Here is a 14,273-nt window from a genome sequence, read left to right on the forward strand (position 1 = left end):
AGCGGCTACAGCCACACCTGAATTCGAGAACGACATGAGCCTGACCATCACCCCTTTAAGCTCCGCCCTGGGCGCCCAGATCAGCGGCGTCGATATCAGCCAACCGCTGGGCGGCGAACAGCGCGACATCATCGAGCAGGCGCTACTCCAGCATCAGGTGCTGTTCTTCCGCGACCAGCCGATCGACCCGCAGCAACAGGCGCGCTTCGCGGCGAACTTTGGCAACCTGCATATCCATCCGATCTACCCCAACGTGCCGGAACAGCCGCAAGTGCTGATCCTCGACACCGCGCAAACCGACGTACGCGACAACGCCATCTGGCACACCGACGTGACCTTCCTGCCGACCCCGGCCCTGGGCGCGGTGCTCAGCGCCAAGCTGTTGCCGGCCTACGGTGGCGATACCCTGTGGGCCAGTGGCATCGCGGCCTATGAGGCGCTCTCGGAGCCGATGAAAAACCTGCTGCAAGGCCTGACCGCGACTCACGAGTTCATCAAGTCCTTCCCCCTGGAACGCTTCGGCAATACTCCGCAGGACCTGGCGCGCTGGGAAGAAGCCAAGCGGAAAAACCCGCCGCTGTCGCATCCGGTGATCCGTACCCACCCGGTCAGCGGGCGCAAGTCGCTGTTCGTCAACGAAGGCTTCACCACCAGGATCAACGAGCTGTCGGACAGCGAAAGCGAAGTCATCCTGAAACTGCTGTTCGCCCACGCCACCCGCCCGGAATTCACCATCCGCTGGCGCTGGCAGGCCAACGACGTGGCCTTCTGGGACAACCGCGTGACCCAGCACTACGCGGTCGACGACTACCGCCCGCAACGCCGCGTGATGCACCGCGCGACGATTCTCGGGGATGTGCCATTTTTCCGATAACCGATATTCATGGCTGCGGCAGGACTGGCGGGTGATTGCGGCGTCACCAAACGATAAGTGGTTGCCCACCCTCGATGACGCGCGGCTATGCTATCAATGATTGCATTGATTTCATTCGGAGGAACCCATGGCCAGCCTGACAATCCGAAACCTGGACGACCACATCAAAGAGCGCCTGCGCATCGAGGCCGCCCACAACGGCCACTCCATGGAAGAAGAAGCCCGCTTGATTTTGCGCCGCGCCCTGAACAGAACAACCGACAGCCAAGGCCTGGCCAGTCGTATCCGGGCACGCTTTGCCGAGGCCGGCGGAGTGAAGCTTGAGCTGCCCGAACGTACCGAGCCGGCACGCGTGGTGGATCTGGGCGAATGATCGTGCTCGACACTAATGTGCTGTCGGAACTGATGCGTCCCCAACCGGACGCATCGGTATTGCTGTGGATCGAAGCGCAACCTGTCGAAGACCTCTACATCAGCGCCATGACCATGGCCGAGATTCTTCACGGCATCGCGCGCCTGCCCCACGGCAAGCGCAAACAGATGCTCCATGCGTCGGCGCTGGCGATGTTCGAGGAAGATTTCATCGACCGCATCGTGCCCTTCGGGACCCAGGCGGCTCTTTACTACGCCCATCTGATTTCGCACCGGGAAAGCCTGGGGCGTCCGATCAGCCTGGTGGATGCGCAAATCGCGGCCATATGCCGCGTCCACGACGCGGCGATCGCCACCCGTAACGCCAAGGACTTCAGCGACACCGGGTTGATCGTTATCAACCCCTGGCTGCCACTCGAAATCTGAACGGCCACAGAGTCCAGTCCGACACAGATCCCCTGTAGGAGCGCAGCTTGCTCGCGATGGCGGCATGCCTGACAGCACATGCCCTCTCGATCGCCGGCAAGCCTGCCTCCTACAGAAGCCGCGGCAGCCTTGCAACAGGACGGCAGGTTCTATTCCGCGGTTGAAGGCTTCTCCCACAGATTGATCCCGCCTTCGCGGGCAAAACGATCGATCTCTGCCAGTTCTTCGGCGCTGAAGTTCAGGTTCTGCAATGCACCGACGTTCTCGACGATCTGCTCCGGCCGGCTGGCACCGATCAGGGCCGAGGTCACCCGCGGGTCGCGCAGAGTCCAGGCCAGGGCCAGTTGCGCCAGGCTCTGGCCACGACGCTGGGCGATTTCGTTGAGGGCGCGCACATGGGCGAGGTTGGCCTCGGACAGGTGCGAGGCTTGCAACGAACCACCGCCCGGGCGGTTGACCCGCGCGTCCTCGGGAATGCCATTGAGGTACTTGTCGGTCAGCAGGCCCTGAGCCAACGGTGTGAAGGCGATCACCCCGGCACCGAGTTCTTCGGTGGTGTCCAAAAGGTCCTTTTCCACCCAGCGGTTGAGCAGGTTATAGGCCGGCTGGTGGATCAGCAGCGGCACTTTCCACTCCTTGAGCAAGGCTGCGATCTCACGGGTCTTCACCCCCGAATAAGACGAGATACCGATGTACAGCGCCTTGCCCTGCTGCACCGCGGTGGCCAGGGCGCTGGCGGTTTCTTCCAGCGGGGTGTCCGGGTCGAAGCGGTGGGAATAGAAGATATCCACATAGTCGAGGCCCAGGCGCTGCAGGCTCTGGTCGAGGCTGGCCAGCACGTATTTGCGCGAGCCACCACCCTGGCCATACGGACCGGGCCACATATCCCAACCGGCCTTGCTGGAGATGATCAGCTCGTCGCGATACCGCTTGAAGTCTTCACGCAACAAACGACCGAAATTGATCTCGGCGCTGCCATAGGGCGGGCCGTAGTTGTTGGCCAGGTCGAAGTGGTTGATGCCCAAATCGAAGGCGGTGCGCAGCAACGAACGCTGGGTGTCGATCGGCGTGCTGTCGCCGAAGTTGTGCCACAGGCCCAGGGACAGCGCCGGCAGCACCAGGCCGCTGCGTCCGACGCGGCGGTAGGGGATGGAGTCGTAGCGGTTTTCGGCAGCAAGGTAAGTCATCGAATCCTCTCTTAGTCCTGAACGCCCAGGTTTAAGCGAATGCACATGGGTGTGGGGCAGCGCCCTTGCAGCATATGAATCAGCCAAACGCCAGAAAGTTGCCCAGCATACGCCCAGGCGCGCTCGCGGCCACTGCAGGAGTGGCCAATGACAGAAACGATCTGACACCCGCTGGCGGAACGCTCGAACGTGGCATTGGCACCGCGCTATTGCCCAAATCGGATGTTCGAAAACAGGAAATAGATATTACTGTCGAAATATTTAATTACGTACCACGTACCACGGTACGAAATCGTAGCTGGAGGGGAAGCTCAGCCGATGAAAATCCCGGCTAAATGACGCCGTCGACCGGAAGCCGGATCAGCGAACAAAACCCAGGAAACACAGGGCCCAGGCGGTGCTGCACCGCCCGGAAAAACCAGGAATGGCGGCATCGAACAAAGCGCTGCACCCGTTGTTTATAGACGCTAAAACGCCACCCTGCCGGGCCGAAACGAAGGGTTCCAAAGCCTGGGTAGTACAGGAAAATATCGAGGGACAGATGCCAGGCATGCCCCCATGGGAACCATGGGGGCGGGCAATGCCTAGGCGGAGAGTTCGCGTAAAGCGGCAGCCGCGAGAAAGCCCGAACGCGAGCGGTAACGCTGGTCGCGCTTCACCGTCTGGTCGATGCGTTCCAGCAGTTGCTCCGGCAGGGTGGCGTTGAAGCGCACCGCCTTGCCGAAGTAAGGCGTGATGTCGAACTCGATCATGCCCCACACGCCACCGGCGTAATCGGGGTTGTCGATATGCACGTCGACCTCATGCACCTGGGGCAGCGGTTCACCATCGGCGACCAGGCCTTCGTAATGCAGCGACAGGGCCTCTTTCACATTCTCGAAGGCTTCTGCTGCGGTATGACCGGCGGAAAAACAGCCCGGCACATCGGGGACGATCACGCCATATCCGGAGTCGGCATCCTTGTGCAGCACGACCGGGAATTTCATCTCGTTGACCTCTTCGTTCAAGGCCGGCCTCATTTCAGGCCCGCCTGTTTCAAGATGCTGTGGATCGTGCCCTTGGGCAGATCCGCATCCGGGTGGGGAATAGTGACCCGCCCCGGCTTGTGCAGATGCTTGTATTGGTGATGACTGCCTTTGACCGCGATCAGATACCACCCGTCCTCCTCGATCATCCTGATCAGTTCCCGACTGCGCATTGCCGTGTCCTTTCGATACGTCCCGAAAAACCACAATACCCAGCCGAAGGCGAGTAATACACACTATACACATTCAGATAATCAATACAGAAAGCGGCGATGACCGGTGCCGCCTGGCCCTTTTCAGACCGCCCTGGCAAAAACCTCCGCCAGCCAGTCGACGAACACTCGCACCCGTGGCGACATCTGACGGTTGTGTGGGTACAGCACGGAAACCGGCATGGGCGGCGGCGGGGTATCGGTGAGGATCTCCTGCACCAGCCCCTGGGAAATCTGCTGTGCCATGCGGTAGCGCGGGCACTGGATGATGCCCAGCCCGGCCACGGCCGAGGCTGCATAGATTTCCGCGCCGAACACCGACAGCGCACCCTCGATGGCGACTTCCCGCAGCTCGCCATCGACCATGAATTCGAAGGGAAACAGCTTGGCGGTGGTGCGCGAGACATAGTTCACCGCCCGGTGCCGCGACAACTCGTCGAGGCTCTTCGGCTCACCGTATTTGCGCAGGTAGGCCGGACTGGCGCAGGTGATCTGCTGCAAGTTGGCCACGCGCCGGCCGATCAGCGACGAATCGCCCAGGGTGCCGGCGCGCAACACGCAGTCCACCCCTTCGGCGATCAGGTCGACAAAACGATCGGCCTCGCTGATGGACAGCTCGATTTCCGGATAGCGCGCCATGAATTCGGGCAGGGCCGGAATCACGAAGTACTTGGCCAGGGTGCCATGCAGGTCGACCCGCAAACGCCCCTTCGGCGCCACCGTGCGAAACGCCAGTTCGGCCTCTTCCAGCTCCGCCAGCAGCTGTACGCAGCGCTGGTAATAGGCCTCGCCGTCGAGAGTCGGGCGCACGCGGCGGGTGCTGCGTTCCAGCAGGCGGGTACCGAGCCAGGCCTCGAACTGGTTGAGGGTATGGGTCAGGGTGGCGCGCGGCAGGTTCAGGTCCTCGGCGGCCAGGGTGAAGCTGCTGCGCTCGTAGATCCGCACAAACACCTTCATCGCTTTGACTTGATCCACGACGGGCTCCAGGGCTCATTGATTGTTGGCGATTATTGAACAGTCAAGCCAACTCTGGCGCATTTATCACCCTGGGTAAACATGTGAGTCTGCTTCCACACCACAGCCAATCACTCGTTACCCAGAAGGAAATTCGCCATGACTACCCAGACTTCGAAAGTTGCCATCGTGACCGGCGCCTCCCGCGGCATCGGCGCGGTGATCGCCCGGCAACTGGCCAGCGAAGGCTTCGCCGTCGCCATCAACTACGCCAACAGCGCCAGCGAAGCCTCGGCCCTGGTGGTGGAGCTACGCCAGGCCGGCCACCAGGCCATAGCGATCAAGGCCGATGTGGCCAATGCCGATGATGTGCGCCGCCTGTTCGACGAGACCGAAACCCAACTGGGCAAGGTCGACGTGCTGATCAACAACGCCGGCATCCTCAAGGTCCTGCCGCTGGCGCAACACACGGACGAACTGTTCGAGCAGAACTTCAACATCCACGCTCGCGGCACCTTCAACACCCTGCGTGAAGCCGCGACTCGCCTGAACGCCGGCGGGCGCATTGTCAATTTCTCCAGCAGCACCGTCGGCATGAACCTGCCGGGTTACGCGGTGTACATCGCCAGTAAAGCGGCGGTGGAATCCCTGACCCAGGTGTTCGCCAAGGAAATGCGCGGTCGCAATATCACCGTCAATGCAGTGGCACCGGGCCCGGTGGCCACCGACCTGTTCCTGCACGGCAAGAGCGAAGAGCAGATCCAGGGTTTCGCCAAGATGGCCCCGCTGGAGCGCCTGGCTCAACCCGAAGATATTTCCCGCGTCGTGTCCTTCCTGGTCAGCCCTGATTCGGCCTGGGTCAACGGGCAGGTCCTGCGCGCCAACGGCGGGCTCGTCTGAGCCACCTCACCCACGGTCGAAGGAGCCACGCTCATGAATCACTCCACCGCGACACCCGCCCGTGGCGGGCAGACGAAACCGATGTTCATCCTGTTCACCGCGGTGGCCGCCGCCACCGCCGCACTGGCGGCGGGCTCCAGCCTGCTGCTGAGCCTGCCGGTCTGGGCCATGTTCGTTGGCTGGGTGGCGTTCTTCAGCCGCGGCCTGACCCTGCGCGACGGCCTGGTCAACCTGGGCTGCGTGCTGATGGGCCTCGCCGTCGGCATGGGCGCGGCGCTGAGCATTGGCGCACTGAGCCCAAGCCTCGGCCCCTGGGCCCTGCCGCCGGTGGTGTTCGTGGTGGCGATGCTCGTGGTGTCGCTGCGCAGCCTGCGGGTGATGAATAACATCGTCGCCTACTTCCTCGGTCTGATCGCCTGGTTCGCCGCGCACCTGGAACCCTCCCTGGAAAGCTTCGCCGAACTCAGCGGCGCCGGAACCCTGGGCACCTTCGCCGGCTGGCTGTCCCACGCCGTACAACAACGCCTGCCCCGGCGTGCCTGAAACCACCCTCACCTGAAGAGATCAATGCCATGCAATCCGTCATCCTGATTACCGGCGCCTCCAGTGGTTTTGGCGCCCTGACCGCCCGCGCCCTCGCCGACGCTGGCCACATCGTCTACGCCAGCATGCGTGAAACCCTGGGCCGCAATGCGCCTCAGGTGGCCGAGGTGCGGCGCTACGCCGACGAGCACCGGGTCGATTTGCGCAGCGTCGAACTGGACGTCGCCTCCAGCGCCTCGGTCGAGGCCGGTGTCGCCCGGATAGTCGCCGACTGCGGCCGGCTGGATGTGATCATCCACAACGCCGGGCACATGGCCTTCGGCCCCGCCGAAGCCTTCACCCCCGAACAGTTCGCCCAGCTCTACGACATCAACGTACTGAGCACCCAGCGGGTCAACCGCGCGGCCCTGCCGCAACTGCGCAAGCAGGGCCGGGGGCTGGTGCTGTGGATATCCTCCAGCAGCGCCCGCGGCGGCACCCCGCCCTACCTGGCGCCGTACTTCGCGGCCAAAGCGGCGATGGACTCCCTGGCGGTGTCCTATGCCGGGGAGCTGGCGCGCTGGGGCGTGGAGACCTCGATCATCGTGCCGGGCGCCTTCACCCAGGGCACCAACCACTTCGCGCACTCCGGAGCCCCGGCCGACCAGGCCCGCGCCGCCGAGTACAACCAGGGCCCCTATGCCGGCGTGCCGGAGCAGGCACTCAACGGCCTGGCCACCCTGGAGCCGGCTGACGCCGATGTCGCCGAGGTCGCGAAGGCCATCGTCGAGATCGTCGGCCTGCCCTTCGGCTCCCGGCCGTTGCGCCGGCATATCGACCCGTCCCAGGACGGTGCCGAGATCGTCAATGCCATGGCCGACCGGGTGCGCGCCGAGATGTTTCGCCGCATCGGCCTGGAAGACCTGCTCAAGCCCGCCGTTCGCTGAAACAACGGCACCGATGGCCCGGGCACTCCCCGGGCCATCGCTGCTTTCCACCGGCTTATTCGCGGAGACACTCATGCCCCCGACCACCGACTCGCCCGTTTCGTCCAACACCCTGCTGTTCCCGGCCTTCGCTTTTCGCGGAGCAGGACGCCACTCCCTGGACCACACTCTAGGTCGGGAGCCTTGAACCGCCATCGACCCTGGACTCACCCCTGAATTCCGCCCGCGAGGACTTCATCATGCACACCGCGATCATCACTTGCTTCGGCCTGATTCTCCTGGCGCTGATGCTGTTTATCGGCGAAAAGCTCGGCCTCGGCCGCCAGACCCTGGCCTACAGTTTCGTCGTACTCTGGCTGGCGCTGACGGTGATCAACGGCGCGGTGGGGATGGTCCACGCCGGCCAGCCCCTGAGCACGGAGCTGGCGGTTGGCAGTGTGGTGTTCGGCGTGCCGGTGGCGGCGCTGGTGTTGTTCACGGTATTGGGCCGGGCCTGAGGCCCGCGATGACGGTGGCACAAACGCCACCGCCCCGCGATCAACGCACCAGGTGCAGGAACTGCATATGGCGTTCGTACTGGTCGAGGATGTCGTTGATGATCTGCTCCTTGGTGTAGCCCATCAGGTCATAGTCCTGGCTACCCTCGGCCAGGTGCACCTCGGCCCGGTAGTAACGCCGGTTGCGCATCTCCTTGGGCCCCATGCCGCCACGGGCGAAGGACGGGGTGAAGTAGCCGCGCATCTGCACCTGGTAGACGAACGGATGCTGGTCGCCATGGCCGATTTCCAGGCTGACGTTGTCGTTGGCCGGGTCCGGCTGGGTGATCACGTTCAGGCCTTTCTCGACGAACACCGCGGTCACTTCTTCGATGGCCGGGCGCACGGTCTGATCGAGGAAGCGATAGACCTCGTCGCGCGACGGGAAATGCACCGCCTGGCTCAGGCGCTGGCGCCAGCCGCCCTTGCCGCGCCGCGAAGACGACGACACCGGCGCCAACGAATGCAACTGGGCGATCTGCTTCTGCGACTCGAGGTAGAAGGCCTTGTGCAGCCCCCACATCATCAGCAGCAGGATCATCGAGAACGGCAGCGAGGTCAGCACCACCGCCGACTTCAGCGAGTCGATGCTGCCGGCGAACAGCAGCGCGCTGGTGACCAGCGCGGTCATCGCGCCCCAGAACACCCGCAGCCATTTCGGCCCGTCTTCATCGGCATTGCCGCCACGGGCCGACAGGGTCGAGAGCACCACGGTGCCGGAGTCGGCCGAGGTGACAAAGAACACGAAGCTGATGAACACCGTCACGGCGATGACGGTCTTGCTCCAGGGGTAGGTTTCCAGCAGCAGGTAGAGGGTCATCGAGGGGTTCTCGATGGCCGACATGCCCAGTGCGCTCATGCCATGGTTGAGCACCTGGTCGATGGCGCTGTTACCGAAGATCGACATCCAGGCCAGGGTGAAGCCCAGGGGAATCAGCAGCACGCCGAACACGAACTCACGGATGGTCCGGCCACGGGAAATCCGCGCGATGAACAGGCCCACGAACGGCGACCATGCGATCCACCAGGCCCAGTAGAAGACGGTCCAGCCACCCAGCCAGTCACTGGGTTCATCATAGGCGTAGAGGTCGAAACTCTTGGTCGGCAAGGCGCCGAGGTAATCGCCGAGGTTCTGGATCAGGGTGTTGAGCAGGTGCTGGGTGGGGCCGGCGAACAACACGAACAGCAGCAGCGCACAGGCCAGCAGCATGTTGATGTCGGACATCACCCGCACGCCCTTGTCGACGCCGGACACCGCGACAATGATCGCCGCGCCCATCATCAGGGTGATCAGGCCCACCTGGACCCACTGGGTGTGGGCGATACCGAACAGGTAATCCAGGCCGGAGTTGAGGTGCAGCACGCCAAAGCCCATGTCGGCGCCGAGGCCGAACACCGTGGCGATGATGCCGAAGCCATCCACCGCGTAGCCGATGGGGCCGTTGATGCGCTTGCCGATCAGCGGGTACAGCGCCGAACGCAGGGCCAGCGGCAGGTTATGCCTGTAGGCGAAATACGCCAGGGCCATGCCGACGAAGGCGAACACACCCCAACCATGCAGGCCCCAGTGCAGGAAGAGAATCTGCATGGCCTGGCGCGCCGCATCCGCGGTCCCGGCCTCGCCCTGGGGCGGTTGCAGCATGTGGGTCAGGGGTTCCGACACGCAGAAGAAAAACAGCGTGATGCTGATCCCGGCGGCGAACAGCATGCCGGCCCAGGACAGGTAACTGAATTCCGGTTCGTCGTGGTCGGCACCGAGCTTGATCTTGCCGTAGCCGGACAAGGCGGTGACCACCACGAAGATCAGGTACAGGGTCATGGCCAGCATGTAGTACCAGCCGACCGTATTGGCCGCCCAGTTTTGCGCGGCCAGCAGCCAGGCGCCGGCTTGTTCCGGCAGGGCAATGACCACCAGGCCGAAGGCCAGGATAAAGCTCGCGGCGAAGTAGAACACCGGCGGATTCATGCGGATCAGGCCGCTGGCGGGAATGGACGATGCACTCATGAAACGTGCACCTCGAGGGGGTAAAACGCGGCTGAAAAGATCGGACTCAGCAAAGGTAAGCCTCCTGTTGTGAGCGGGCAGCGAGCTGCCGGTTTAACTTGAACAAGCGTTCAAGTTAAACACGGATAGGCGCGCAAGGACTAATCGCCGGGCTCGGCGGTCGCCTGATTTCGCAGGTTTTAAGAAAGGTCTGATGTGTCGCGGAGGGAATCGTTCAGCGTTAAATTAAGCCGATCTCTGTAGCCGCCGCCGAAGGCTGCGCCAAGGCCCGCAGGGCCTGCAAAAGACCCAAGGGCGGCGCCCCTCTCGGGGCGATCGCAGCCTGCGGCAGCGGCTACATGATGCAAGCACCTCGGCTTATTTTTGCGACCCATCGTCATGCTGCAGGTTGGCCTGGGTCAGGTTGCACCCGGTCGGCACGCTGCGGGTCAGCCAGACGTTGCCGCCGATGGTCGAGCCCTTGCCGATGGTGATGCGCCCGAGGATGGTCGCGCCGGCGTAGATCACCACGTCGTCCTCGACGATCGGGTGGCGCGGGTGGCCCTTCTGCAACTGGCCGTCCTCGTCCGCCGGGAAGCGTTTGGCGCCCAGGGTCACCGCCTGGTAGATGCGCACACGCTCGCCGATGATCGCGGTCTCGCCGATCACCACACCGGTGCCGTGGTCGATGAAGAAACTGCGGCCGATCTGCGCCCCCGGGTGAATGTCGATGCCGGTGGCCGAGTGGGCGATTTCCGCGCTGATCCGCGCCAGCAGCGGCAGGCCGGCGCGGTACAGATGGTGGGCCAGGCGATGGTGGATCACCGCCAGGATGCCCGGGTAGCACAGCAGCACTTCGTCGACGCTGCGCGCCGCCGGGTCGCCGTGGTAGGCGGCCAGCACATCGGTATCGAGCAACACCCGCAGCCCCGGCAGGGCCAGGGCGAAATCCTGGATGATGCGGATGGCCCTGGCGTTGACGTCTTCGTCCGCCTCGCCGCTCTGGCGCGCGGCATAACGCAGCTCCAGGCGAGCCTGGGCGAGCAGCGCATTGAGGGCCGCGTCCAGGGTGTGGCCGACGTAGAAGTCCTCGCTTTCTTCGCGCAGGTCCACCGGGCCCAGGCGCATTGGGAACAAGGCCCCACACAGCGCCTCGAGAATCTCGGCCATGGCCGCGCGCGACGGCAGCTCCCGACCGCCCTGCTCACCACTGACCCGCCCGTTGCGGGTACGCCACTGGTCGCGGGCATCACGCAGTTGACCGACTATGGTCTGCAATTGCCAATGGCTGGAACGCTCGCTCACGATAAGACTCCTCACTCAGGCGGCCGGAGGGTCTGGCCGCATAAACGACGTCACTTTACGGTATGCGTCCCAGGCCAAATTAAGAACTAATTGTGCTGGCCTAAGTACTTTTTGGCATAAGCGATTGGCGGTTGCCCCGGTAAATATCGCTGCCTATAGTCCCTGACACCTCTGACAACCTGTGCGGCCTCATGATCAAACGACAGCTCGACCGTTTTAACCGTCTCGACCTGCTGGGCGGCGCCACCGCCCTGGAAAAACTCGAACGCCTGTCCACCTGGCTGGGCCGCGATATCTACGTCAAGCGCGACGACACCACGCCGCTGGCCATGGGCGGCAACAAGCTGCGCAAACTCGAATACCTGGCCGCCGATGCGCTGGCCCAGGGCGCGGACACCCTGATTACCGCGGGCGCCATCCAGTCCAACCACGTACGCCAGACCGCGGCCCTGGCCGCCAAGCTCGGCCTGGGCTGCGTCGCCCTGCTGGAAAACCCCATCGGCACCGATGACGGCAATTACCTGGGCAACGGCAACCGCCTGCTGCTCGACCTGTTCGACGCCAAGGTCGAGCTGGTGGAGAACCTGGACAACGCCGACGAGCAGTTGCAAGCCTTGGCCGAGCGCCTGCGCAGCAGCGGCAAGCAGCCGTACCTGGTGCCGATTGGCGGCTCCAATGCCCTCGGCGCGCTGGGTTACGTGCGCGCCGGCCTGGAGCTGGCGGAGCAGATCAACAACAGCGGGCTCGACTTCGCCGCCGTGGTGCTGGCCTCGGGCAGCGCCGGCACCCACAGCGGCCTGGCCCTGGCCTTGAGCGAAGTGTTGCCGCAGTTGCCGGTGATCGGCGTCACCGTGTCGCGCACCGACGAAGCGCAACGGCCGAAGGTCCAGGGCCTGGCCGAGCGCACCGCCGAATTGCTCGGGGTGACGTTGCCGGAGAGCTTCAAGGTGGAGTTGTGGGACGAATATTTCGCCCCGCGTTATGGCGAACCGAATGCCGGCACCCTGGCCGCGGTGAAGCTGCTGGCGAGCCAGGAAGGCCTGCTGCTGGACCCGGTCTACACCGGCAAGGCCATGGCCGGCCTGCTCGACGGCATCGGCCGCCAGCGTTTCGACGACGGCCCGATCATCTTCCTGCATACCGGCGGCGCGCCGGCGCTGTTCGCTTATGCCGGCTCGTTTGCCTAACAAATGCCTGTAGCCGCTGGCGCAGGCTGTGATCGATTGGGCGGCATTCCGTACCGAAGGGGGCGCAGGATCTTGAGATCGCAGGAGGTCCTGCGGACCTGTCGCAGCCTGCGGCAGCGGCTACAGGGATTTATATTTATAAAAAGAATAACAATGTGAATTTATATTATTTTTACATCTATAAGTAGCCACTTATAGTCGCGCCGCAGGCGAATTTGCCGCGAGACGCATACGCTGCATTTAGTGCAGGATAAGGCGCTCGTTCCCGCTCACCGATTGACCTGCATCTCCCAACCGCATCTGCATAAGAAAACACAGGGGCTTGTCATGATTTTTTCCGCACTACGTCGAAATATCCTCGTTGGCTCGCTGGGTCTGGCCCTCGGTGCCGGGTTGCTGGGGCAAGCGGTTGCCGGTGAGCAACTGCAGAAGATCAAGGACGCCGGCACCATCAACGTCGGCCTGGAAGGCACTTATCCACCGTTCAGCTACGTCGACGAAAGCGGCAAGCTGGCCGGCTTCGAAGTCGAGTTCTCCGAAGCCCTGGCGCAGAAGCTGGGCGTGAAGGTCAAACTGCAGCCGACCAAATGGGACGGCATCCTCGCCGCCCTGGAGTCCAAGCGCCTGGACGCGGTGATCAATCAGGTGACCATCTCCGATGAGCGCAAGAAGAAATACGACTTCTCCACCCCCTACACCGTTTCCGGCATCCAGGCCCTGACCCAGAAGAAGAACGAAGGCAAGTTCAAGACCGCCGCCGACCTGGCCGGGCACAAGGTCGGTGTCGGCCTGGGCACCAACTACGAACAATGGCTCAAGGACAACGTGCCACAAGCCATCATCAAGACCTACGACGACGATCCGACCAAGTACCAGGACCTGCGCGTAGGCCGTATCGACGCGATCCTGGTGGACCGCCTGGCCGCCTTCGAGCTGATCAAGAAAACCAACGACACCCTGGCCGTTTCCGGCGAGCCCTTCTCCCGCCAGGAAGCCGGCGTGGCCCTGCGCAAAGGCGAACCCGAACTGCTGGCCGCGGTGAACAAGGCGATCGAGGAACTGCGCGCCGACGGCACGCTGAAAAAGCTCTCGGAAAAATACTTCAACGCTGACGTCACTCAATAATGGAAGCAGGTTTTCAGTTCGAACTGTCTTTCCCGCAGTTGAGCCAGCAAATCGCCGAAACCACGCAGCTGTTGCTGAACTCCGCGCCCTTCCTGCTCAAGGGCGCGTATTTCACGGTCATCCTCAGCCTCGGCGGCATGTTCTTCGGATTGGCGCTGGGGTTCGCCCTGGCGCTGATGCGCCTGTCGCGCTTCAAGCTGCTGAGCTGGATCGCCCGCGTCTATGTGTCGTTCTTTCGCGGCACGCCGTTGCTGGTGCAACTGTTCGTGATCTATTACGGCCTGCCGCAGCTGGGTATCGAGCTTGACCCGCTGCCGGCGGCGCTGATCGGCTTCTCGTTGAACATGGCGGCCTACGCCTGCGAGATCCTGCGCGCGGCCATCGGCTCCATCGAGCGCGGGCAATGGGAAGCGGCGGCCAGCATTGGCATGACCCGGGCCCAGACCCTGCGCCGGGCGATCCTGCCGCAAGCCATGCGCACGGCCCTGCCGCCCCTGGGCAACAGCTTTATCTCGCTGGTCAAGGACACGGCCCTGGCCGCCACCATCCAGGTCCCGGAACTGTTCCGCCAGGCACAGCTGATCACCGCCCGGACCTTCGAAGTCTTCACCATGTATCTTGCCGCCGCGCTGATCTACTGGGTTCTGGCCAGCGTGCTGGCGCACCTGCAGAACCGACTGGAAGAGCGGGTCAATCGGCACGACCAGGAGTCCTGAA

16 protein-coding genes are annotated in these 14,273 nt (G+C 63.4%); 10 read left to right on the forward strand and 6 right to left on the reverse strand.

Features of this window, described 5'->3' with window-relative positions; genetic code table 11:
- Positions 1-34: 34 nt before the first annotated feature.
- The 3 genes from tauD (at position 35) to AC07VU_RS09780 (ending at position 1,672) form a co-directional block, all read left to right on the forward strand.
- Entirely contained in the window at positions 35-874 is an 840-nt protein-coding gene (gene tauD, locus AC07VU_RS09770; protein ID WP_457275424.1) for a taurine dioxygenase, read from the forward strand.
- Between the two features lie 127 nt (positions 875-1,001).
- Complete coding sequence (locus AC07VU_RS09775; protein ID WP_062823999.1) at positions 1,002-1,247, forward strand: FitA-like ribbon-helix-helix domain-containing protein; 246 nt, start codon at positions 1,002-1,004, stop codon at positions 1,245-1,247.
- A complete protein-coding gene (locus AC07VU_RS09780; RefSeq protein WP_007925281.1) occupies positions 1,244-1,672 on the forward strand; it encodes a type II toxin-antitoxin system VapC family toxin in 429 nt (142 codons plus the stop codon). Before AC07VU_RS09775 ends, AC07VU_RS09780 begins: the two co-directional genes overlap by 4 nt.
- A gap of 149 nt (positions 1,673-1,821) precedes the next feature.
- Here the strand turns inward: AC07VU_RS09780 and mgrA are convergent, their stop codons facing one another.
- The 4 genes from mgrA to AC07VU_RS09800 all read right to left on the reverse strand — a co-directional run bounded on the left by mgrA (position 1,822) and on the right by AC07VU_RS09800 (position 5,071).
- A complete protein-coding gene (mgrA, locus tag AC07VU_RS09785) occupies positions 1,822-2,859 on the reverse strand; it encodes an L-glyceraldehyde 3-phosphate reductase (RefSeq protein WP_053259262.1) in 1,038 nt (345 codons plus the stop codon).
- Positions 2,860-3,443: 584 nt separating this feature from the next.
- On the reverse strand, positions 3,444-3,845 hold the full coding sequence (locus tag AC07VU_RS09790; protein ID WP_009041686.1) for a type II toxin-antitoxin system HicB family antitoxin: 402 nt from the start codon (positions 3,843-3,845) through the stop codon (positions 3,444-3,446).
- A gap of 29 nt (positions 3,846-3,874) precedes the next feature.
- Positions 3,875-4,057 (reverse strand): type II toxin-antitoxin system HicA family toxin, encoded by a 183-nt coding sequence (locus tag AC07VU_RS09795; protein WP_007925285.1) that lies wholly within the window; start codon positions 4,055-4,057, stop codon positions 3,875-3,877.
- A gap of 123 nt (positions 4,058-4,180) precedes the next feature.
- The gene (locus tag AC07VU_RS09800) at positions 4,181-5,071 is read right to left on the reverse strand and encodes a LysR family transcriptional regulator (RefSeq protein WP_495029782.1); all 891 of its coding nucleotides are present in this window, start codon (positions 5,069-5,071) and stop codon (positions 4,181-4,183) included.
- Positions 5,072-5,209: 138 nt separating this feature from the next.
- On the opposite strand from AC07VU_RS09800, the gene AC07VU_RS09805 reads away from it, so the two are divergent.
- The 4 genes from AC07VU_RS09805 to AC07VU_RS09820 all read left to right on the forward strand — a co-directional run bounded on the left by AC07VU_RS09805 (position 5,210) and on the right by AC07VU_RS09820 (position 7,916).
- Complete coding sequence (locus AC07VU_RS09805; protein WP_274305237.1) at positions 5,210-5,950, forward strand: SDR family oxidoreductase; 741 nt, start codon at positions 5,210-5,212, stop codon at positions 5,948-5,950.
- Between the two features lie 33 nt (positions 5,951-5,983).
- Positions 5,984-6,493 carry a DUF1097 domain-containing protein gene (locus tag AC07VU_RS09810; protein ID WP_457275422.1) on the forward strand — a complete coding sequence of 170 codons (510 nt, stop codon included), beginning with the start codon at positions 5,984-5,986 and terminating at the stop codon, positions 6,491-6,493.
- A 29-nt stretch (positions 6,494-6,522) separates the two neighbouring features.
- Positions 6,523-7,419 (forward strand): SDR family oxidoreductase, encoded by an 897-nt coding sequence (locus AC07VU_RS09815; protein ID WP_457275421.1) that lies wholly within the window; start codon positions 6,523-6,525, stop codon positions 7,417-7,419.
- Positions 7,420-7,658: 239 nt separating this feature from the next.
- Positions 7,659-7,916, forward strand: a complete 258-nt coding sequence (locus tag AC07VU_RS09820; RefSeq protein WP_053259255.1) for a hypothetical protein — start codon at positions 7,659-7,661, stop codon at positions 7,914-7,916.
- Positions 7,917-7,956: 40 nt separating this feature from the next.
- On the opposite strand, the gene betT is transcribed toward AC07VU_RS09820, so the two are convergent.
- Both betT and epsC read right to left on the reverse strand, forming a co-directional pair.
- A complete protein-coding gene (gene betT, locus AC07VU_RS09825) occupies positions 7,957-9,921 on the reverse strand; it encodes a choline transporter BetT (protein WP_123362193.1) in 1,965 nt (654 codons plus the stop codon).
- A gap of 396 nt (positions 9,922-10,317) precedes the next feature.
- A complete protein-coding gene (gene epsC, locus AC07VU_RS09830) occupies positions 10,318-11,244 on the reverse strand; it encodes a serine O-acetyltransferase EpsC (RefSeq protein ID WP_495029783.1) in 927 nt (308 codons plus the stop codon).
- Between the two features lie 191 nt (positions 11,245-11,435).
- Between epsC and AC07VU_RS09835 the strand changes: the two genes are divergently transcribed.
- The 3 genes from AC07VU_RS09835 to tcyL all read left to right on the forward strand — a co-directional run bounded on the left by AC07VU_RS09835 (position 11,436) and on the right by tcyL (position 14,272).
- Positions 11,436-12,431, forward strand: coding sequence for a D-cysteine desulfhydrase (locus AC07VU_RS09835; protein ID WP_102679895.1), 996 nt, complete (start codon positions 11,436-11,438; stop codon positions 12,429-12,431).
- A gap of 327 nt (positions 12,432-12,758) precedes the next feature.
- Positions 12,759-13,556, forward strand: a complete 798-nt coding sequence (gene tcyJ / locus AC07VU_RS09840; RefSeq protein ID WP_495029784.1) for a cystine ABC transporter substrate-binding protein — start codon at positions 12,759-12,761, stop codon at positions 13,554-13,556.
- Between the two features lie 50 nt (positions 13,557-13,606).
- On the forward strand, positions 13,607-14,272 hold the full coding sequence (tcyL, locus tag AC07VU_RS09845; protein WP_037005081.1) for a cystine ABC transporter permease: 666 nt from the start codon (positions 13,607-13,609) through the stop codon (positions 14,270-14,272).
- Position 14,273: the final 1 nt, after the last annotated feature.

The organism is Pseudomonas sp. GW821-FHT02B10 (assembly GCF_059421865.1).